Below are 22,885 nucleotides of genomic sequence, written 5' to 3' on the forward strand. Positions count from 1 at the left end.
CGGCAGCAGTTAAGGTCGGAGATTATAGAGCTGGTGTAAGCCAGCCAAAGGAGTGTATCCATTTGGCTTTGTTAGATTATGTTAATCCATTACAGGGGACTAAGTCGGATTTCCGCTACTCACACGGCAATACGCTGCCGCTTACAGCGATGCCATTTGGCATGGCGGCTTGGAGCCCACAAACCCACGAAGCAGGGGGGACCTGGTTCTTCCATCCGCACCATCGCCACCTGGAGGGCATACGACTAACTCACCAGCCCAGTCCTTGGATCGGAGATTATGGACATCTAACACTGTTGCCGCAGACTGGACCGTTATTACTCAGTCCTGATTCGCGCTCATCTTCCTTTAAACCGGAAGAGATGCAAGTGTCCCCACACTACTTCGGTGTGTCTCTTCAGCGATATCGTACCCGACTGGAGCTGACCCCTACAGAGCGCTGTGCAGTGATTAGAATAACATACGCTAAGGGACAGCAGAACAGGCTCATAATAGCACCGCTAAAAGGCGAATCTCAACTCACCTTTCAACCGGAGAAACGCAGGATCATCGGCTTTACAAGAGGCCATACCGCCGGGGTACCCGATAATTTCGCGATGTATTTCGTCTTCCAATTCGACACAGACATCCTCATGGAGGATTCGGGAATCTTTGACGGGGAGTACCAACCTCTAAGGACGTATGAAGGAACCGGCGATAAGCTGGGCGCATACGTAGAATTAAACATACCGGAATCCGGTGTAATAGAAGTGAAATGCGGCACTTCCTTTATTAGTGGGGAGCAAGCGCAATTGAATCTCGATCGGGAGGTCGGTGGGCACAGCTTCGGAGAGATCTTGAGCAAAGCAGAGGCAGGCTGGGAAGAACGGCTGAGCCGCATTGTTGTCGAAAGCGCGGATGAAGAGAACCTCCGTACCTTTTACAGCTGTATGTACCGGATCTGCCTGTTTCCTAGAACATGGCATGAATATAACGAGCAGGACGAGCAAATTCATTACAGTCCTTTTAACGGCAGCATTTGCCGGGGTCCAATGTATTCAGATATCGGACTGTGGGATGTATACCGGACTAGCTTCCCGTTATACAGTATCCTGTTTCCATCCTTGCTCGGTGAGATCATGCAGGCTTGGACATTAGCTTACGGTGAAAGTGGTTGGCTGCCAAAATGGCTGTCACCAGGCGAACGCAGTGCCATGCCCGGCACACTGATCGATGCGGCAGCTGCGGATGCCGTGGTTAAGGGCATCAGCGGCTTCGACGTAGAGCTAATATATGAAGGTTTGCTGAAACATGCAGATCGTCCGGCTACAGACGAGAAGCTGGGTAGACGGGGGCTAGAATTGTATTTGCAGCACGGCTATCTGCCGCATGATCGTTTTCATGAAAGTGTAAGCAACACGCTGGATTATATATACGGGGACTTCTGTATAGCCCAGATAGCCAAAGCACTCGGCAAAATGGATGATTATGAGCGTTTTATGGACCGGGCGCAAAATTACAAGCTGCTGTTTGATCCCGAGGTTGGGTTTATGAGAGGCCGTAACGAGGATGGCACTTGGCAGGAAGGATTTGATCCTTTGGCGTGGGGTGATCCGTTTTGTGAAGGTGGAGCTTGGCAAGGGAGCTGGGCAGTGCCCCATGACTTCCCGGGATTAGCCAGTCTGATGGGTGGCGAGGAAGCTTTTGTTCGGCGTCTGGACCAGTTAATGGCCGAGGAACCGATATTCAAAGTGGGATCTTATGGCTTGGAAATTCATGAAATGTCGGAAATGGCTGCGGCCGATCTAGGGCAGTTTGCCATCAGCAATCAACCCAGCTTCCATATTCCTTATATTTTCGCCAGACTCGGGGCGTTGTCCAAAACACAGTACTGGGTTCGCAAAACCATGGCTAAACTGTTCAATTGTGGAATGGATGGGTTACCCGGCGACGAGGATAATGGCAGCATGGGTGCCTGGTATATTTGGAGCGCCATCGGACTGTATCCGTTAAGTCCCGGGATTCCCGAGTATGTACTGGGCAGCCCACTATTTGATAAAGTAACGATTCGGCTTGAAAATGGGCGGCAATGGGTCATTGAAGCACAAAACAACAGCCCCGCCAATGTGTACAGTAAATCAATCCACTGGAACCACACGCTTTGGGAGCACCACTCTTTGCCTCATGAAGAGATTATCAAAGGCGGCGTCCTGAGCTTCAGTATGTGTCCGGGGGTAGTCCCGTCCTAAAAACAATGCAAGGCAGTCCGGATTATTTCGGGCTGTTTTTGTTTTTTGAATGGAGTGAAATTGCTCTTTTTGGTCAAATCGTGAAATGGCAAACCATTTCGCAGCATTCCCGCCTGTTTTTTCAAGGGTAACATGTCTAATATCGAAGAGAATGAAAGCGCTTAATAAGAATGCGGAGAGGAGGAATCAACTTATGACTTTAAGACTTCATTCCAAAAGAAATCGACTGTTCGCTCTGATTGCGGGCCTGCTGCTGATTGGCGCGATGAATGTGCAGGCTCCACAAGCAAAAGAACCACTTCTGACCCTTAACGGACAGGAGGTCACTGCAGCGGAGTTCAACTGGCATCTTCAAATGAATCGGGCACTGACTGCTGATTACTTCAAACAGACCTACGAAGCCGACTACTCAGAGAAATTCTGGTCTACCGACTATTCCGGCGAAAAACCAATCCACAGGTGGATAAAAGAATCCCAGACGCAGCTACTGACGAAGCGGATGGAGTTGCAGCTTGCTCAAGAAGCAGGTGTGGTATCGGATATCAGCTATGAAGGTTTTCTAAAAGAAATGGAGCACGAGAATCAACGGCGGAGTCAGGCGGTAGCGAATAAGGAAGTGGTGTATGGTCCTCTTCATATGGAACCGCAGGCCTATTACAGTTATTACATGAGCAACCTTGAGGATGCCACGATTGAAGCAATGCGCAGCAACGGAGGCATCGTGATTTCAGATGAACAGGTAAGGCTGGAATATGAAGCAAAGCAAGCTGCTAAATATTCTCGGCCGGGAGCTATACATCTTGAATGGGCATCACTGCCCTTTGGTCCGGAAACAGAATACAAGGATCATCAGGAGGCCATGGAGAAAATGGAATTGCTCCGGGCAGCAGCAACAGCAGAAATAAGATCAGACGCAGGCATCCATCAGCAGGCAAAAGAGCTGGGTATAAACGTCGGCGAAGTAAAAATAACAAGTGCTTCCCGGCGAACAGCAGCGCTGGAAAATCCTAAGGTATTGCTTGCTGCAGATCAGCTTGTACTTGGACAGATTAGTGGCTTGTTTGCTGAAAATGGGGCCATCCATCTACTTTACTGTCTATCGGTAGAGGATGCAGGAGTTATACCTTTCGATCAAGTGAAGGATGCTATCACACTTCATTTGGCGCAACAGAAGTTTAGATCCATGGTGGACGATAAGCTATCCAAAGCTGTCCCAGAATGGAATTACCCAATGGCTGAAAGACTCGCAAACCAAGCCATTCAATAAATGTTCAAGGGGGAATAACACAACAATGTTAAAAAAACTTGCAAAATCACTGCTAATGATGGTTCTGATCTTTACGACAGTGTTCCCAGTAATGGGTGCTTCTGCCCATGCTGAAGAGACGTATGCCGATGATTTCTCTGCTCTGCCAGCAGCGGAGCTGCGTTCGGAGAATTGGCTGATTGACAGCAGCAATCCTCAATTCTTCGGCGGAGATGCTACGCGGTTGGTCAGGACATCCACGGATACCGGTTATGCCGTTTATTCATTAACAGGAATTCAGTCGTTTACGCTTCAAGCCTATTATTTCTCTGGCTCAACAGCCATAATCAAGTTCTACGGATCGGGTGATGCGACAGCGTGGACGGAGCTTCCGGCCATTAATGAGAGTCCCACAGCAACCGGTTCTGGTTGGTATGGAACAGTATACACGCCCGCCGGTGCACTTCCGAATGATATCAATTATCTCAAAATCGAGATCAGCGGCGACCTCGACACCTGGCTGATGCAGCTCGGACACCTTACGCTCTCCAATGTATCACTTGCACCCCAAACGATTAACGATGAGCTTGATGACGTTTCACAGCTCTATGCATTTAGTACAAATTGGTCTTTAGATACAAGCAATCCCACTTTTTTTGGCGGAGATCATTCTCGTGCAGTGAGAACAGCAGATTCGGCAGAATCACTTGTGTACCATTTGCATAATTTGCAGCATTTCATCGTCCGTCTGCATTCCTTTGCCGGGTCTAGCGGAAGCATCAAGTTCTATGGATCGGCGGATGCATCCACCTGGACAGAGATTTCAGCAAAACATGAAGCTCCACAATCCACAGGAGATGCAGCTTGGACCGGGACGATTTATACCCCAGCACAAGGGATTCCTTCCGGCATTCATTATTTAAAAATCGAGCTCAGCGGCGATTCCGCCCCCTGGCTGATGCAGCTAGGATCGGTCTCCTTGTCCAACCGCTTGCCTGAAGGAGGAGGGAACAGCGGAGGAGACGGAGATTATTACGTCGATTCATTTGCGGGCAGCGACAACAATGATGGAAAAACACCGGAGACCGCCTGGAAGTCCTTCTCTGTAGTTAACCAGACTACCTTTGAGGCTGGAGACCGAATTTTGTTAAAGAAGGGCGGAATCTGGAACGAACAATTATATCCTAAGGGTAGCGGAACAGACGATAAACCGATAACAATCACTGCCTATGGCAGCGGAAGTAAACCGACTATCAATGGTGGAGGCATGGCCGGAGCAGCTGTATACCTGCGCAACGCCTCAAACTGGAGCATTCGGGATCTGGAGGTCACTAACTATGCTTCCGAGAGAGGAACCGTTTACCGGGAAGGCATAATGGTGGAGAACGCAAACGGAGGAACTTTAAAAAATATCCGCATCCAGGATAACTATATACATGATGTATCAAGCAGCTTCCGTTATCCGACAGTTTCCGGTGCAGAAGGGGGTCCACATGCGTTCGGTGGAATCTCCGTATATGTGGGCGGAACGACGGGCACGGACAAATTCGATGGGGTATGGATCGAAGGCAACACGGTCGAACGAATTGGACGGACAGGAATTGTCGTATGGGATCAGCGTTTCAACGGAGCCGACTATGCTACGGTCAATGTTACGATCCGCGGAAATTATGTCAAACAAGCAGACAGCGACGGCATTCTCACCTTCGGTGCGGACGGAGCGTTAATTGAGCATAACATAGCAGAAGAAGGTGGGAACTACTCCGAAGAAGGCGAGTTTAACGGCTCAGCCGCAATCTGGCCGACCCGGGGCAAGAATAATATCGTGCAGTTTAATGAGTCCTTTAACACAAATAAACCAGAGGGAGATGGTCAGGGCTTCAATCTGGATATTGATACTATGGACAGTGTAGTTCAATATAATTACAGCCATGGCAATAAGGGCGGATTCATGCTTTTTGTCGATGCCCGTTTAACTCCAGGAGTGCTGACCGGCTCCTCTAACAATGTAGTCAGATACAACATCAGCCAGAATGATCTGACGCATACGTTTAATTTTGCAGGTGGGGTTACGCCGGATACGCAAATCTATAACAATACGATCTATATCGGCACTGGGCAAAACACCAAAATAATCGACCATGAATGGGACGACGCAGGAAATATCAACGCTCCCTATACGTTCAGGAACAATCTGGTCTACAACCTTGGACAGGGAGGTTATAATCTGCCCGGGGTAAATGGCAGCTTCGACCACAACCTGTTGTATGGAAATCATCCAGTAAGCGAGCCGGAAAATACGAATCCCGTCACAGCGAATCCGCTCTTGGTTGCTCAGGGCAGCGGTGGAATTGGCTGGAATACAGTGGACGGTTACAAGTTAAGAGAAGGCTCCCCTGCGCTTGGGGCTGGTGCAATCATTGCAGACAACGGAGGCCGTGACTATTGGGGAAATGCTGTTTCAGCAGAAAATCCACCGAATATCGGAGCCTATAATGGACCCGGACTTGATCCTGCCACACTGCCTGAAGCACCTGTGGATGATCTGCGATTATATTTTCAAGGCTTAAAAATTGCTCCTCATATTACAGATGGTAGAAACGGAGGCATATCCCTTCAACTTCAGTTTACAAACAGTTCTGGAGTAGACCCTCTGAGAATTAACAAAATTTCCTGGAAAATAGGAGAAGGAAGTGATCAGCTCAGTGGTAGCCAGTCGCAACTAGCTGAAATCGCTCCGAATAGCGGATTTACTTATCCAATTCCTTTGCCGGGATTCTCTGAAAGCGTTAAATATCCACTAGAGTTGACCGTTGACCTTGAAGGCTATGAGACAGTTCACCTCAAGCAAAACATAGATATTAACCGGATGAAGCATCAGTCAGACACAGGAACTCCCGCGCTGATTGATCTTGCAGACGGAACCCCTTTGTTGAGCGGGTATAACGGTACGGATGATCTTAGCGGAACAGCGCAATTACGCTGGGACGCGGATAACATTTATTTGACTGCCGACATCCGTGATGATGTATTCAGCCATAATGCATCCGGGATTAATATTTGGCAAAATGACAGTATTCAATTCAGCCTTGCTCCCGGTGTACCGGGCGATAGCCAATCCTGGTATGAATACGGAATATCGCAAACGCCGGAGGGGCCGCAAATTTATCGTTGGCTGTCTATGAAGGGTGCCGCTACCGGAGTGTTGACCAAAGGAACTCTAAGTGTAACCCGAGATGAAGCGACTAAGATTACCTCATATGCACTGGCACTACCTTGGAGTGAAGTAAGTCCAATTCGGGCAGCATTAGGCAATATCTTGAGCTTCTCGATGTTGGTTAACGATAATGATGGTGCTGGCCGAAAAGGGTATATTGAGTGGGGATCAGGCATAGGCGCTGCGAAGGATCCGGCACTTTTCCGCACCTTCCAGTTTATGAATGTCGAAGATGAGGAGGAGACACAACCAAGTGATAATGCTGATTTGAGCTTTTTGAGTATGGACGGTACAGATATTCCCGGGTTTGACCGTAATACATTGACCTATACAATAAATGTACCCTTTTCTAAAACAGCCGTGACTGTTATAGGGATACCTTTAAATCCGAAAGCCAAATTAACAGTAACTGGCGGAAGTGAACTAAAAGTAGGAGAAAATAGCGTCAGCATCAAAGTTACCGCCGCAAATGGAACAACAACAAAGACCTACACTTTGAAAGTGGTACGGAGTGAAGACCGCGGGGGAACAGAAACGCCCGGCAGTTCGTCCGGCAACAATAATGGCGGGAACAATAGTAACAGTGGAGGGAAAATAGCTAATCCAGTGAATATAATCTCAGCCGGCCGTATTCAGATTCAGGCTTCACCTGATGCTGAAGGAATACGCCTTGCACAGCTTCCTACTGGAGAAATTCAAAAAGCGATGAAGGGTGTGCAAGATGGTGCATTGGTACTTGAGCTTACTAAATTAGATGCCACAGCTAAGGGTGTAACCTTTCAATTGCCCGTTACCGAACTGAAAGATAATGTTACCTCTCTTACAATAAAAGCAGGTGCAACCACCGTAACGTTCCCAATTGACAAGAGGGGTAGCAATATTCCGGAGGGTTCCAAGCAGTTGGAGCTGTCCATTCATTTTGTTGATCCTTCAACCCTTTCTGTTGCATTAAAAGAGAAATGGAAAACGCATGCCGTGTACCGGATCTCCTTGATGGTTGATGGAAAGCAAATAGAAACATTAAGTCAATCCGCGGCAATGAAGGTATCGTTTGGATATAAATTGAATCCTAGTGAAGCGCCGAATCAAGCCATCGTCTATTCTATTACCCGCGAGGGGCTGGCGGAAGTGGTCAAGAACTCCAAATACGTTTCAGGTACAGAGAGCATCACCTTCACAACACGGGACTTCGGATTATACGCTACAGCGAATGGAGATATACACTTCTCTGATGTCAATTCGGACTTCGCTGCTATCCTAGAAGCGTTGGCATCTCGTGATTTGGTTCACGGCACAGGCGATGGCAAATATGAGCCTGCCCGCCAAATCACCAGAGCAGAGTTTGTTCAACTGCTGGTATCGGCACTGGACCTTCAGGCTGAGAACAGCAATACTTTCGAAGATGTGAGTCCAGACGCTTGGTATTACCAAGCTGTCTCAACAGCTCAGGCGCTAAAGATTGTTAACGGACGCAGCGAAGGCTTATTTGGCGCAAAAGAACCGATTACTCGCCAAGAAATGGCTGTTATTTTGTTTCGCGCTCGGAGTTTAGCTGCTCTTCAGCCGGATTACTTCAGCAAAACCGTAGTATTTGCTGATCAGAAGCAAATCGGAGCTTATGCCAGGGAAGCAGTTGAGTACCTGCAGCAGTCAGGGATAATCGATGGTTATTCCGACGGAACCTTCAGACCACTAAATCTGACCACCCGTGCGGAGGCTGCTGCTTTGATTTATAGAATTATGGGATTGTAATCATCACAAAAGAGCTGGAGCCAAGTGTATTTGGCTCCAGCTTTTTTTCTTGCAAGTATAATAAATTATTCCTTCAGGCTGGCCACACAACATATCTCATGTCCGCGACGTTCGCCTTGCCATTTGGCCAATAATGCCATTCGCTCTACAAATGGAGTATTCGGCCCATAGTGAGGATGTGCATCGATCAATACATCCGAAACAGAGACCAGCTGCCGCGTGAATATCGAAATGATCTCAAATCCAGCCTGATTGAGTAATTCACGCACATTAGCGTCCGTGTAATGATACAGGTGATCGGGTTCAATAAATAACGGTGATTCAGGTCCGTAGACTTCGTTGGTTAATGAATGGCTGTTAGGAATACTGAAATATATTGTCCCTTGCGTTGTCAAAAGATTACGAATATCCTTCAAAAATGCAAATGGATCGGAAATATGCTCAAGCACATGCCAGAACACTACCGCATCATAACGAGGAAGATCAGGATTTTCAGCCGAGTCATCGTCTTGGGTGCTTTTCCATTCATCTTTAACCAGATCCACACCGTATTTATATTTGGCATAGGCTCGTGACAATTGTGAGGGTTCAATGCCAACCGCTCTCCAGCCGCCATTTTCAGCAGCATGTAAAAATTCACCTGTTCCAGAACCAAACTCTAGCAATGCTCCTTTTTCTGGACTGAACATTTCCAGCAGCATTAAATTAAACAGAGCATGATCAGAATAGGTAGCTTGAGCATATTTTTCACGCATTGCAATCCATTCTGTATTATAAATATTTGTGATTAAGCCGGTTGTATCAACCTCCGCAATATTCGCTCTAAAGATAAGACCACAATTGCTACACCGCATCAACGTAAACGAATGATACTCATGAAATACGGTAATAGCTGGAGCAGGGCCACACAAAATACATTGCATATAAAAAACACCTCCGTTAATCGTTTCACTTATTCCCCCCAGACCAAGCTGGGGTTAGGGCATCATAGTTCAGTTGAAGGGCTTGGAGCGGGTTTCATTTCTTTCATTCTATTATCAATCTCGATAGAATATGCTCGTCTCACTGATCCTAAACAAGGTCAAACTTCAATAGATTTATAGTATAGCTTTCTAGGACTTTATATTAGGTGAAGCGGAAATTGGGAATCCTTCTGTTGTCGTTGCATGATTATAAAGGATGAAGAAGCAAGCACATTGTTACAATCCATGATTACGTCAAAAGATTGTTGGCTTCGGAAATGCCTGTTAATATTGGAAATAGAATCATCTTTTAGATTGGAGAGTCAATGATATGAAGGTCATTATTTTTGGAGCTACAGGTATGGTTGGTCAAAGCGCGTTGCGTGAATGTTTGATGGATGATAGAGTTCAAGAAATACTTACGATTGGGCGTAAAAAGACAGAGCATCAACATACAAAACTAAGACAAATTCAACTATCCAATGTAGCTGAATTATCAAGTATAGAACATGAAATCACAGGTTATGATGCATGCTTTTTCTGCCTTGGGGTTTCCTCTGCTGGTATGAAGGAAGATGAATATAAAAGAGTAACATATGATATCGCGCTATCCGCCGGAACAACATTAGCAAGATTGAACCCTCAAATGACCTTTATATATGTTTCTGGAAGTGGGACGGATAGTTCGGAAAAAGGACGCTCTATGTGGGCAAGAGTGAAAGGGAAGACAGAAAACGATCTGTTGAAGCTACCTTTTAAGGACGCTTATATGTTCAGACCAGGTGTAATTCTACCCCTATATGGCATACAATCCAAAACAAAAGTGTATCAGATTTTTTATGATGTGATGAAGCCACTTTATCCCATGCTAAAGAAGTTAAACAGTGTCATTACATCGGAACAATTGGGACGAGCTATGATTCAGGTAACGATTAACGGTTATCCAAGACCCAGAATAGAAAGCAATGAGCTCAAATCCATGATCAGGAGGTTAATTTAATGAACATTATCATTAGACAAGAAAAAGCTCAAGATATTAACGAAGTCTACCATGTAGTCCAAAAATCATTTGAAAATGCGGAACATTCAGATCATGATGAGCACAATTTGGTAAATAGACTAAGGAGCTCGACAAAGTTTATTCCGGAGTTATCTCTTGTAGCTGAATATGAGAATAAGATCGTCGGTCATATCCTTTTTACAGAAATTCTAGTGGGTGATCAAACTCTGGTTGCGCTTGCACCTGTTGCAGTACTACCAGAAATGCAAAGCAAGGGTATAGGGAAGCTACTGATTACTGAAGGCCACAAAATCGCAACACAGCTTGGATATAAAGGCTCTGTCGTTTTGGGTCATGATAAGTATTATCCGAAGTTTGGTTATAAAAAAGCTAGTCAATTTGGTATAGATGCACCTTTCGAAGTTTCAGACGATAATTTTATGGCCGTTGAGCTTATAGATGACGGTCTCTCAGATGTCCATGGCGTTGTCGAATACGCTAAAGAATTTTTTGATATTAGATAAACGTAAAAAAGTGGAGCAAATGCTACGGCAGTTGCTCCACTTTTTTATTTGTTTACAGAATCAATTAACACCTTTAAAAAAAGGATTGTGGAATATCGAGACTGAAAACGGCTTGACGAACGACACTATCCTGTATAAAATGAAGCAGTGATTTAGTAAATTAGTAAATGAGTAAATTAGTAAATAGGAGTGGTGCAATGAAAATATCAACAACGTTTAAACATAATCCTGTTGTCATGTTGGAGAGTTTTGAGAAGGTGCAAAAAATAGTAAAGGATATGGGGAATTAAAATGTTTTCTAATCGTTATGTTCGAACAATTATCCTCTCCCGTGTGTTATTGCAGCTCGGAATATGGATCCGGAATTATGCCGTCCTTCTTTATGTATCTGAATTGACGAATAATAATCCGGTAGATGTATCTCTGATATCGGTTGCCGAATTTGCACCGATCTTTCTTTTTGGTCTTATTGGTGGGACCTTTGCCGACCGATGGCGGCCGAAGAGAACCATGGTATGGAGCGATTTGTTATCTGGCTTGTCCGTTGGGGTGGTGCTGATTGCGGTCATGAATGGCGGATGGATTGCGCTTCTTATCGGATCTTTTGTATCTGCCAGTTTATCTCAATTTTCTCAGCCTTCGGCGATGAAACTGTACAAGAGACATGTGCAAGCTGAACAGCTGCAAGGCGTTATGGCGATGTCCCAAACCCTTGTCGCTGTCTTTATGGTTTTGGGACCTGTTATCGGTACGTTTATTTTTATTAAGTTTGGAATTCACGTATCTCTGATCCTGACAGCCGTTATGTTTCTGGGCTCTTCGCTTATATTGTCTTCCCTTCCTCGGGATGAAGAAGAACCGAAGTCAGGTAAAGCCAGCGGCTTCATCAAAGAGTTAACGGCTGGCTTGCGATACATCGGGTCGAGTAAACCCTTAAGAACACTTAGTTTAACTTTCTCGGCGGTGGGTTTGGCATCAGGACTAACTCAGCCACTTCAGATTTTTCTTGTCATCGAGAACTTAGGTAAGGACAAACAATTTCTTCAGTGGCTTGTGATGGCTAGTGGGGCAGCCATGTTAGTAGGCGGAGCTGCAATAATCGGGATAGCCAAAAAAGTAAGGCCACAGCTATTGCTTTTGATAGGCTTACTCGTCAATGCCGTCTGTACGGTTGGAATGGGTGCTTCTAAGCAAATTTGGCTGACGATTATTTTCTTGGTGATCAGTGGTTTGTTTTACCCTTGCATTCAAGGAGGGATTCAGACACTTCTTGTGCGAAATACCGAAGGGGCCTTTATTGGCCGAGTTTCAGGAGCAATCATGCCTATTTTTATGGGAATGATGGTGGTTGGCATGTTCATTTCCGGCTACCTAAAGGATACGTTCTCCTTGATGGGCGTATTTATGGCGAGTGGTGTATTTGTGATTATCGGTGCGCTTTTTCTGCTTCCTATTGTGGTTAAGAAAAGAAGTAAAGTGGAGCTGAAATCGCTGGGAAAATGAAAATCCAACTACAATTTCCATGAATTTATTATCTACGATAAGGAGAGAAAGATATGGATATGAATAAACGCAAAGAGCTGATCGAGGAGTACAAACAAATTAAGATTTATATGGGTGTTGCTCAAATCAAAAACCAAATCAACGGCAAAATATTTATCGACAGCTATCCTAATTTGAAAAACAAATGGCTTACTCTGCAAATGCAGTTGGATTCAGGGAGATTTGCAAATGCCCAGCTCCAGAAGGATTGGAAAGAATTCGGTGCGGATGCGTTTACCTATGAGGTACTAGAACAGAAGGAGATAGATAAGGTAACTGATATGCGCTGGGAACGGAAGAAAATCTTAAAGCCATGGTTAGAGAAGTTACAGCCCTACGGAGATAAAGGTTATAACAAACCACGAATTGACTAACGATGAAATCCAAGATAAGATGAAACCGTCGTTTAGTAAATTAGTAAAATAGTAACTGGAAGGAAGAAAAAAAACATGAAAATACCTACAACTTTAAAACATAAGCCTGTTGTCGTATCGGAGAATTATGAGAAGGTTGACGGCCGAATGGCTGGAAACACAGATGCGAAAGGTCTTTCCTTAGGATTGGCGCAGTGGAATGATCGAGGAAAGGTCGATATTTCTGCTAAGGTATGGAGATATACCGGGGAAAAATGGTCCAGACAATCAGAGGAACTGCCTCTTCATCGCGTGCTTGATTTGTCCATTCTAATTTGCCGGTCGTTAGAACATTTCCGCGAAGCGTATCGATATGAGAATTTATATGACCCGGAGCAGCCCGTCATCGACAGAGTTGGCTTGCAAGGGGATGCGATGACTGTAGCGGTATGTACAGATAATGAGCGAATTAATGAAGATATTAAGCTGTTTAATCAAGTTCTTAGCGATGACGATGAAATGATCGGTGAGCGTCTGAGCACGTTATCCAAAATATTAAAGGATATGGGATATTAAACAGTGAGTGGTAGTCAAACAGGGCAAAAAAGCCTTCGTGACTGCCACTTTTTTTATATAGTTTAAAACAATTCCGGCCCCCGTCCAGGAGTATCTATTGGCAAAGTATCTTGGATTTTGATTTCATTTCTTAATTTCCGGAAATCTTTAGGTGTTCTTGTTTGATGTTTTTTAAAGGACTGAATGAAGTTGTTAACATGATTAAAACCAACTCTATGGGCAATTTCAGTTACTGTATAATCAGTTGAAATTAATAGCTCCATACTTTTCTTAATCCGGTACTTTATTAAATATTCATACGGTGTGATATGAAGGGTCTTTTTGAAACTACGGGTACATTCTGAAACACTTAAATGAGCAGCATCAGAAATATCTTGCAAAGTTATATTAGTTGCATAGTGCTGATGGATGAAAGTAAGCATGAGTTGAAGTCGTTCTTGCTGCCTTTTTACGTATTTAGCTGTGTCCTCAAAGGAGAGAGAAATATTAGATATCAAGGTTAACCAGAGTTGTACGGTTCTGATAGAAACCTCATATTCCCATCCCCATTTCTTTGGCATATCAAATCTATTCTTCAGCTCCAAAAGCATGTTTAGTACATCTCTTTGCCATTCAGCATCTCCTTTAATTACTAGAGACAGTAAGGAAGAGTTCGTATAAGGTGATACATAATTTTTTTCCATAGCACTATCTGCATAAAAGACCAACAGCTTTTCAGGAAAATTGAAACTCACATACTGACCGTCAGGAGTCAGGTGCGTCGTAACATGAAGGGCACCTTTATTGATGAAAATGGCTTGGCCATTTTTCAATTCATAATCAATACCATTCACTTGTATAACTAGTTTACCTTGAGTAACCAAAGTGATCTGAAGTTCTTCGTGCCAATGTAAGTCATTAAATCCTCGTCCTTCAGGGATAATTTTCCGAGAGTTAGCTGTGTACATAATGTATGGAAATGAAGCATCAGGAAAAAGAATGTTCTCGTGCAGCAGTTTTGACATCTAATGAGGTCCCTTCTAAAATGATGATATTTATATATAATACAACGATATAATGACACAATTTAAACAAGGATGATGATATTATTATATCCAATCTTGATTTTATCACTCTGTGCACAGGAAGTAGATAGAACATTTTGGAGGATTATATGTGAAATCAAATAAACCGTCATATCCGTACATTTTGCTTTTTATTAGTATTTTATCTATTTCGATCTCTTCCATCATGATAAAATTTTCAAATACTCCCACCTCTGTAGCCGGCATGTATAGATTGTTTGCTTCTGTAATTTTATTGCTTCCTTTTGTATCATGGAAAAAGCTTCGCTGTCTGGAGATGAGTAAAAAAGACTGGAGTATTGTTTTCTTAGCGGGTCTCTTTCTTGGATTACACTTCTTATTTTGGATGGAGTCTTTAGTTTATACTTCAGTTGCAAGCTCTATGGTGATATTATCATTGCAGCCTTTATTTGTAATGATTGGTTCATACTTCATCTTCAGAGAACGGGTAAATGTGGTAAACATTCTTTGTTTAGTGATTGCACTTCTGGGTTCAATAGTTATCGCTTGGGGAGACTTTGGAGTTTCTAAAGTGGCGTTAATAGGGGATGGCTTATCATTATTAGGAACTGTTTTTGTATCAGCGTATATGCTGGCAGGACAAAAAGTAAGTCATAAAATAGGAGCAAGTTTATACAGTGTTATTGTTTTTTTCCTTGGCGGAAGCGTCTTGTTAATCTACAATTTATCAAACCATTTCTCTTTGATAGATTATAATTCTTCGGACTGGATCTATTTCTTTTTACTCGCATTAATCCCAACTATTTTGGGACAGTCTATTATTAATATGTTATTGAAATCTTTAGGTGCAACTACTATTTCTGTAGGGATTATTGGTGAGCCTGTTCTCGCCATAATACTAGCTTATCTATTCTTGGGAGAAACAATCACTAGCTTTCAATTTATAGGAGGGATGATGACTCTACTCGGCATGGGGATGTATTTCTGGGTAAAAGCCTTCAATTACACTACTGTTAAATATCAGAATCAAAGTAGATAAGCAAATAAATTAAGAAAATATCATTTAAAGGGAGAATGCTATATGGCTATTATTGATGATTTTTTGAAACTGGATATTCGTGTTGGAACAATAATTAAATCTGAATTCTTCGCCGAAGCAAAAGTTCCTGCGATCAAGCTTGAGATTGATTTTGGAGATGAGATCGGAATAAAGAAATCTAGTGCACAAATTACTAGAAGATATGTGGCTGAAGATATCATGGGAGAACAAGTAATTGCGGTAGTCAATTTTCCTCCTCGACGAATTGCAGGCTTTAATTCAGAGGTATTAGTCCTTGGAGGTGTACCTGAAAAGGGTGACGTAATTCTATTGAAGCCAGATATGAAACTGCCTAATGGAACACCCATAGGATGATTTTCCAGAAATATAATTAAGTCTAATACTTAACTAGTTGGTCCCCTAAAAATGTCCCCTCTGTTCAATAATGCTCAGTTGCGGATAATTCAATTATAATTGTTTTTACTATCCAGTTTATCAATACTATCTGGTAAGCTGTACGTAAATTGATCGTATTAGGAAACGAAAGGCTAAGAAAATTTTGAAGTAGTCCTCAAAGGATACAGATCTGAGACTATTCGATTTATAGGAGTTGAAGCAATGGTGATGTATGTGAAACCGAAATTGGCCATAAGTGAAATTGAAAAAGTATTAGAAAATCATCTTGGGCCTGGTCCAACTGAGATTAAACCGCTTTCTGGCGGCAACATAAGTAATGTGTTTTCATTCAACCACGAAGGGAAGGGGTATGTTATGAAATTCAGTGATCTGGAAGGAGCATATGAAACGGAACACTATGTATCCCATTTGCTCTCAGGTCAAAGCATCCCATTCCCCAAATGTTTGGCGTTAGGGAGAATTAACCAGTTAACCTATTTAATCATGGAACGAATGGAAGGACGGAATCTATCCGATTACACAGCAGAGGAACAAGCTCATCAATTGCCTGAGATTATTAGTATTTTGAAAAAAATGGCTGAAGCAGATATTGGGTCAACTAACGGCTATGGGTGGATCACTGCTGATGGCAACGGATCCTATGTATCATGGAAAGACTTCGTCGTTGCCGTAAATGCGGAGGATCAAAGGGGAACGTTCTGGGAGAACTGGCATGATCTCTTCCGTACTTCTTGCTTGGAGAGAGATGTATATGAAGAAATATACGGTCGGTTGATGGACTACGTACCCTATAATGAATCGTACAGAAGCTTTATACACGGAGATTTTCAACAGTGGAATATTTTGTCCGATGGAACACGAATTACCGGCATCATCGATGGGAATTGCATGTACGGTGATTCTCTCATAGACCTTGCGATTCTCGATCGGCATATGCCATGGAGTGATGTCATTAAGACATATCAAATCAATCAAGAGAAAGCCAGCATAAAGATACCTTATTTTAAAGAGCGACTAATGGGAGCTTATTATTTCAAGGGGCTCGACGGACTACGCTTCTATGCTAAAATGGGATGGAACGATGCTTATCAGAACACACGGCAATTTCTTTTAAACCTGAATGCTTAACGTCAGGATACATAACTTGAAATCCCAAACAAGTCCAGTATTGATTCTAAATGACATAAAAAGATTGAGAGCCCCCATTTGTTTAAATGAGGGCTCTTTTATTTATGGAGTGCTGTCTGATACTAGCTTCAGGTTTACAATCTGTAATATTTGCACCTGGACTTGTCATTAATCCACTATCTAGAGCTTTGTCCAACTTGATAAAATGTAAGCGCAACCATAAAATAATCGATTGGAGGAGTACGGCATGAAAAAGATTGGTGCAGGTTTTATATTCTTATTTGTGATGTGCGTAGCATTATCCACTACTGCGTTCGCTAAACAGCCTTATTCATCCTACTGGTTTCCAGAGCAATTGCTTCAGTGGAGTCCTGCATCCGACCCGGATGCGATATTCAACCGAAGTACAATTCCGTTGCAAGACCGCTTTGTGACAGATGGAGTCAATGCTCATGCGACAAAAGCGCCAAAAGTTATGGCTTTATCAGCACTGAACTCGGGAACAAGTGGTGTGCCATCACAGGGATCAGACAAATTTGGAGCTAATACGTTTACTTATTGGCAATATGTTGACAAGCTGGTCTATTGGGGCGGATCTGCCGGTGAAGGAATTATCGTACCACCAAGCGCTGATACGATCGACGCAGCACATAAAAACGGCGTACCGATCGTCGGAACGGTGTTCTTCCCGCCAACTGTTTATGGAGGGAAATTTGAATGGGTGAAGCAAATGCTTCAGCAGAACAGCGACGGTTCCTTTCCTGCCGCAGATAAGCTGATCCAGGTTGCGAAGTATTACGGATTTGATGGTTGGTTTATTAACCAGGAGACTGAGGGTGGAACACCAGCTGATGCCCAGAAAATGAAAGCTTTCCTAAGTTATCTAGAATCGCACAAATCTGCATCTATGCAAATCGTATGGTACGACTCCATGACCAAGGAGGGCAGTATCAGTTGGCAAAATGCGCTAAATGACAAGAATGCAATGTTCCTGCAAGACAATAATAAGAAAATAACAGACAATATGTTCCTGAACTTCTGGTGGAAAGATCTTAAAAGCTCGGCAGAGAAGGCCAAAAGTTTAGATAGAAGTCCGTATGACCTGTATGCAGGGATAGATGTTGAAGCCAAGGGCTACGATACGAATGTGAACTGGAATCTGCTGTTTCCGGATGGTCAACCTGCCGTCACTTCCCTTGGTATCTACCGTCCAGACTGGGCTTTCAACAGCGCAGAAAGCATGGAGGATTTCTTCGCACGCGAGAACAAATTCTGGGTGGGGCCAAACGGGAATCCGGGTAACACCGTGAGCGATCAGGCCTGGAAAGGAATCGCGAACAATGTGGTAGAATCATCCCCTGTAAATAAGCTACCTTTCATCACCAATTTCAATACAGGAAGCGGGCAGAAATATTATGTCCGAGGGCAGCAGGTACGAGATAAGGGATGGAATAACCGGAGCCTGCAGGATATCCTGCCAACATGGCGCTGGATCGCAGACAGCAAAGGAACTTCACTTACTCCAGAGCTCGATTGGTCTGATGCGTATTACGGTGGCAGTTCGCTGAAGATTTCAGGTGATCTGAGCCATAACAATGCAACGCATCTGAAGCTCTACAAGACAGACCTTAAAATCGAAGCAAGCACAAAGCTATCGGTTACTTATAAAACACTGAACAAGCCTAGCATGAAGGTAGGTCTTGCTTTTGCAGACCAACCAGATCAATTTATCTTTCTTAACGTGAAGGATAAGACAGCACCAGACTGGACAACCGAAACTTTGAATTTGACCCCATACAAAGGGAAACGAATCGTAGCATTGTCACTTTATTTTGATTCCAAGGATACGATTAATAATTATAGTATTCAAATTGGCCAGCTCTCCATCCAAAATGCCAACGACCCGATCAAAACGCTACCAGCGGTTCGCGATCTGAAGGTTACCCAATCCGATTTCCGCGATGGAATTTATGGAGATGCTAGATTAGAGTGGAAACCACTTGACCAGCAGATGAAGCAATACGAAATCTATCGAGTACTGCCAGATGGCAGTGAGGTATTATTGGGCGCAACGCCAAATCATGTGTTTTACGTTCCTGAGATGAGAAGAATAGACAAAGAAACGCTCACAGCATTAAAGGTCGTTGCAATCAATGGGAGATACGAGCAAGGTCAGGCCTCCAGCGTGAAGATCAGCTGGCCAGCTTATCCGAAGCCGATTGCAGAGTTCAAGGCTGATCGGACCTTGGTCACTCCAGGTGAAAGCGTAAACTTCACCGACCTGTCGACCGAAGTGACAGAAGAATGGTCATGGAGCTTCGAAAGCGGTAGCCCAGCTGTCAGCACATCGAAGAACCCGGTTGTAACGTTCAATCAGGAGGGCATATATAACGTGTCACTAACTGCAACCAACAGTTCGGGCCAAGACACAATTATGAAAAAGGCGCTCATTACAGTGAGTAAGGAAGCTGGTGCGGTGAGGAATTTAGCACTTGGAAAACCTGCAACAGCCGATCATGCATGTGGAGACAAAGAAGGCGCACCAAACGCAGTTGACGGTAAAGTGACGGATAATAGCAAATGGTGTGCACTTGGAAATCTGCCTCATTGGCTACAAGTCGATCTAGGAGCCGAGCATCAAATCAGCACTTTTATCATCAAGCATGCTCAGAGTGGAGGAGAATGGTCCGGGTTTAATACAAGCGATTATACCATTCAGGTGAGTAACGACGGAACGAACTGGACGGATGTTGTAAACGTGCAAGGAAACTCGGCAGCTGAGTCGACAGACGCGATTGCATTGGTGAAAGCTCGCTATGTAAAATTAATAACTCTTAAGCCCACACAAGGAGCCGATACAGCAGCACGAATTTATGAGTTTGAAGTCTATGGGTTGTAGTTCGGTTCGAACCATGGTCTTTGAATAACAAATAATAGCGGGAAACACAAAAAAAGAACCTGAATAGCTTTCAGGTTCTTTTTTATTGCATATAAAAAGACACGATGATATAATCGGATCACGACTACAAAAAAATATAAAGGCATAGAAAATGCATCTTATATTTATAATATACCATGCAGCTAAACTCTTGTCAAATTTTTTCTCATTTTAATGGTTAGGAGAGATATTGTATGCGTTCATTGGTTCTTGGTTTTCAGGAAATAGAAACCACACAGCTTTTGCTCGTGGGCGGAAAAGGGTTGAATTTAGGGCGATTATCAACTATCGAAGGAATAAAAGTACCAGAAGGATTTTGTGTTACAACAGTGGGCTACCAAAAAGCCATCGAAAAGAACGAAAAGTATCATATTTTATTGGATCAACTATCCATATTAAACGTAGACGATCGAGAGCAAATTGGTGAAATCAGTAAGAAGCTTCGACAACTCCTCATGGAAGTAGAAATTCCTTCCGATGTTGTGACGGCAGTTACTCACTATCTCTCCCAACTTGGTGAAGAACAGGCTTATGCAGTACGCTCTAGTGCAACTGCTGAAGATTTACCACATGCCTCATTTGCCGGTCAACAGGACACCTATTTAAATATCATCGGAAGAGAAGCAATCATGCAGCACATCAGCAAATGCTGGGCATCTCTATTTACGGATCGCGCGGTAATCTACCGCATGCAAAATGGATTTAATCACAGACAGGTATATTTATCTGTTATCGTGCAAAAGATGGTTTTCCCTCAGGCTTCAGGAATTTTATTCACAGCTGATCCGATGACTTCTAATCGAAAGCTGCTATCTATTAATGCCAGTTTTGGGCTTGGCGAAGCTCTGGTCTCTGGCTTGGTATCTGCCGATTGTTATAAAGTACAGGAAGAGGAAATCGTCGATATGATGATAGCAACCAAAAAATTGGCTATCTATGGATTAAAAGAAGGTGGAACAGAGACCCTGAAAATCGATCTCGATCAGCAAAAGACTCAAACCCTTTCCGAACAACAAATTTTACAACTGGCACGCATAGGTAGAGAGATTGAAGCTTATTTTGGTTGTCCACAAGATATCGAATGGTGTTTGGATCATGATACTTTTTATATTGTTCAAAGCCGGCCAATCACTACTTTATACCCGATCCCTGAAGTAAATGATCAAGAAAATCACGTTTACGTATCTGTCGGTCATCAACAAATGATGACGGATCCCATGAAACCACTAGGATTGTCTTTTTACCTGTTAATCACTCCTGCACCCATGCGTAAGGCCGGTGGAAGGTTGTTTGTTGATGTTACACATATGCTGGCTTCACCTGTCAGCAGAGAAAATTTCATAAATACCCTTGGGAAATCCGATCCGCTCATAAAAGACGCATTTATGACCCTAATAGAACGAGAATATATAAAATCGTTACCAGACGATAGAAAAGAACAGAGTCCCGTTAATAGCAGTAAAGATAGTTCGTCAGAAGGTTTTCAAGCATTAATCGAAAATGATCCGGCAATCGTTTCTGATTTGATTAAGAACAGTCAAACGTCGATAGAAGAATTAAGACAAAACATCCGAACGAAATCAGGAGCAGATCTATTTGATTTTATTCTTGAAGATCTCCAGGAATTAAAAAAGTTCTTATCTGACCCACAAAGTACAAAGGTTTTTATGACTGCTATGAACGCTTCGTCATGGATTAATGAAAAAATGTACGAGTGGTTAGGTGAAAAAAACGCAGCAGATATGCTTTCTCAATCTGTACCAAACAACATTACCTCAGAAATGGGTCTGGCGCTTTTGGATGTTGCAGATGTGATTCGTCCTTACCCGGAAATAGTTGATTATTTACAACATGTAAAAGATGATGGTTTTTTGGATAAACTGGTTAAGTTTGATGGTGGACAGGCAACTCAAGATGCAATCTATGCTTATCTCAACAAATTCGGAATGCGATGTGCCGGTGAAATCGATATTTCGAGAACTCGTTGGAGTGAAAAGCCGATTACACTTGTCCCCATGATTCTCAGTAATATCAAAAACTTTGAGCCTAATGCTGGCAATCGAAAATTTGAGCAAGGCCGACAGGAGGCTTTAGAAAAAGAACAAGAGTTATTAGATCGATTGAAGCAATTACCGGATGGAGAACTAAAAGCTGAAGAGACAAAACGAGTAATCAGTTTTATCCGGAATTATATCGGTTACCGTGAATATCCAAAATACGGAATGATTAACCGCTACTTCATTTATAAGCAGGCTTTACTGAAAGAAGCCGAACAACTTGTTCAAGCTAGCGTTATTCATGAAAAAGAAGATATATTCTATCTCACTTTTGAAGAACTTCACGAAGTCGTACGCACAAATAAACTGGATGATCAGATCATCAGTAAACGAAAAGACGATTACAATTTTTTTGAAAAACTTACTCCGCCACGTGTAATCACATCTGATGGTGAAATTATTACAGGTGAATACAAACGAGAAAATTTGCCAGACAACGCGATTATAGGTCTCCCTGTTTCTACCGGAGTAATAGAGGGACGAGCTCGTGTCATCTTAAACATGGAAGAGGCAGATCTGGAAGATGGCGATATATTAGTCACCGCCTTTACTGACCCTGGCTGGACATCATTGTTTGTATCTATTAAAGGCCTGGTCACCGAAGTTGGCGGACTGATGACCCATGGAGCCGTTATCGCTCGTGAATATGGCTTGCCAGCAGTTGTCGGAGTGGAAAATGCCACCAAGCTGATAAAAGACGGGCAACGAATTCGTGTGAATGGAACAGAAGGTTATATTGAAATATTGTAGAGGTATTTAAAAATAAAAATAATTATCGATGTTCTCTTTCGCTGGTCTGAAATTCGGTTTAATGTAGGAAAAGAAAGTAAATAATATGGGGATATGGACAACCTCCGGAAACAAAGCCAACTTATATTTGC

The 22,885-nt window shown here is 43.2% G+C and carries 15 protein-coding genes; 13 read left to right on the top strand and 2 right to left on the bottom strand.

All coding sequences use genetic code 11. The features are described 5' to 3' along the window. Window positions 1-62: 62 nt before the first annotated feature. From NST34_RS15860 to NST34_RS15870, 3 genes are all read left to right on the top strand, one after another. Window positions 63-2,228 carry a GH92 family glycosyl hydrolase gene (locus NST34_RS15860; RefSeq protein ID WP_076283768.1) on the top strand — a complete coding sequence of 722 codons (2,166 nt, stop codon included), beginning with the start codon at window positions 63-65 and terminating at the stop codon, window positions 2,226-2,228. 193 nt (window positions 2,229-2,421) lie between these two features. Then, on the top strand, window positions 2,422-3,495 hold the full coding sequence (locus tag NST34_RS15865; protein WP_341128250.1) for a hypothetical protein: 1,074 nt from the start codon (window positions 2,422-2,424) through the stop codon (window positions 3,493-3,495). Window positions 3,496-3,520: 25 nt separating this feature from the next. Beyond that, complete coding sequence (locus NST34_RS15870) at window positions 3,521-8,443, top strand: S-layer homology domain-containing protein (protein WP_341128251.1); 4,923 nt, start codon at window positions 3,521-3,523, stop codon at window positions 8,441-8,443. Between the two features lie 65 nt (window positions 8,444-8,508). On the opposite strand, the gene NST34_RS15875 is transcribed toward NST34_RS15870, so the two are convergent. Then, window positions 8,509-9,366: a class I SAM-dependent methyltransferase gene (locus NST34_RS15875; protein ID WP_341128252.1), complete on the bottom strand. Its 858-nt coding sequence runs from the start codon at window positions 9,364-9,366 to the stop codon at window positions 8,509-8,511. A gap of 370 nt (window positions 9,367-9,736) precedes the next feature. On the opposite strand from NST34_RS15875, the gene NST34_RS15880 reads away from it, so the two are divergent. The 5 genes from NST34_RS15880 to NST34_RS15900 all read left to right on the top strand — a co-directional run bounded on the left by NST34_RS15880 (window position 9,737) and on the right by NST34_RS15900 (window position 13,400). Continuing rightward, window positions 9,737-10,405, top strand: a complete 669-nt coding sequence (locus NST34_RS15880; protein ID WP_341128253.1) for an epimerase — start codon at window positions 9,737-9,739, stop codon at window positions 10,403-10,405. Continuing rightward, window positions 10,405-10,929 (top strand): GNAT family N-acetyltransferase, encoded by a 525-nt coding sequence (locus NST34_RS15885; RefSeq protein ID WP_339264710.1) that lies wholly within the window; start codon window positions 10,405-10,407, stop codon window positions 10,927-10,929. The genes NST34_RS15880 and NST34_RS15885 overlap by 1 nt, the downstream gene beginning before the upstream one ends. Before the next feature lie 291 nt (window positions 10,930-11,220). Further along, window positions 11,221-12,432, top strand: coding sequence for an MFS transporter (locus tag NST34_RS15890; RefSeq protein ID WP_341128254.1), 1,212 nt, complete (start codon window positions 11,221-11,223; stop codon window positions 12,430-12,432). 53 nt (window positions 12,433-12,485) lie between these two features. Continuing rightward, window positions 12,486-12,845, top strand: coding sequence for a GIY-YIG nuclease family protein (locus tag NST34_RS15895; RefSeq protein WP_042188371.1), 360 nt, complete (start codon window positions 12,486-12,488; stop codon window positions 12,843-12,845). A gap of 75 nt (window positions 12,846-12,920) precedes the next feature. Then, on the top strand, window positions 12,921-13,400 hold the full coding sequence (locus tag NST34_RS15900; RefSeq protein ID WP_341128255.1) for a DUF6530 family protein: 480 nt from the start codon (window positions 12,921-12,923) through the stop codon (window positions 13,398-13,400). 62 nt (window positions 13,401-13,462) lie between these two features. Here NST34_RS15900 and NST34_RS15905 read toward each other — a convergent pair whose 3' ends face one another. Beyond that, window positions 13,463-14,404, bottom strand: coding sequence for an AraC family transcriptional regulator (locus NST34_RS15905; protein WP_341128256.1), 942 nt, complete (start codon window positions 14,402-14,404; stop codon window positions 13,463-13,465). 151 nt (window positions 14,405-14,555) lie between these two features. On the opposite strand from NST34_RS15905, the gene NST34_RS15910 reads away from it, so the two are divergent. The 5 genes from NST34_RS15910 (at window position 14,556) to ppsA (ending at window position 22,754) form a co-directional block, all read left to right on the top strand. Continuing rightward, window positions 14,556-15,464 (top strand): DMT family transporter, encoded by a 909-nt coding sequence (locus NST34_RS15910; protein WP_076299783.1) that lies wholly within the window; start codon window positions 14,556-14,558, stop codon window positions 15,462-15,464. A gap of 42 nt (window positions 15,465-15,506) precedes the next feature. Next, a complete protein-coding gene (gene csaA, locus NST34_RS15915; protein ID WP_076283759.1) occupies window positions 15,507-15,839 on the top strand; it encodes a chaperone CsaA in 333 nt (110 codons plus the stop codon). 243 nt (window positions 15,840-16,082) lie between these two features. Then, on the top strand, window positions 16,083-17,009 hold the full coding sequence (locus NST34_RS15920; protein ID WP_341128257.1) for an aminoglycoside phosphotransferase family protein: 927 nt from the start codon (window positions 16,083-16,085) through the stop codon (window positions 17,007-17,009). A gap of 247 nt (window positions 17,010-17,256) precedes the next feature. Continuing rightward, window positions 17,257-19,908 (top strand): endo-beta-N-acetylglucosaminidase, encoded by a 2,652-nt coding sequence (locus NST34_RS15925; RefSeq protein ID WP_341128258.1) that lies wholly within the window; start codon window positions 17,257-17,259, stop codon window positions 19,906-19,908. A gap of 233 nt (window positions 19,909-20,141) precedes the next feature. Beyond that, complete coding sequence (gene ppsA, locus NST34_RS15930) at window positions 20,142-22,754, top strand: phosphoenolpyruvate synthase (RefSeq protein ID WP_341128259.1); 2,613 nt, start codon at window positions 20,142-20,144, stop codon at window positions 22,752-22,754. The last annotated feature ends 131 nt before the right edge of the window (window positions 22,755-22,885 follow it).

The sequence above is a fragment of the Paenibacillus sp. FSL H7-0714 genome (assembly GCF_038003765.1).
Lineage (GTDB): Bacteria > Bacillota > Bacilli > Paenibacillales > Paenibacillaceae > Paenibacillus_AQ.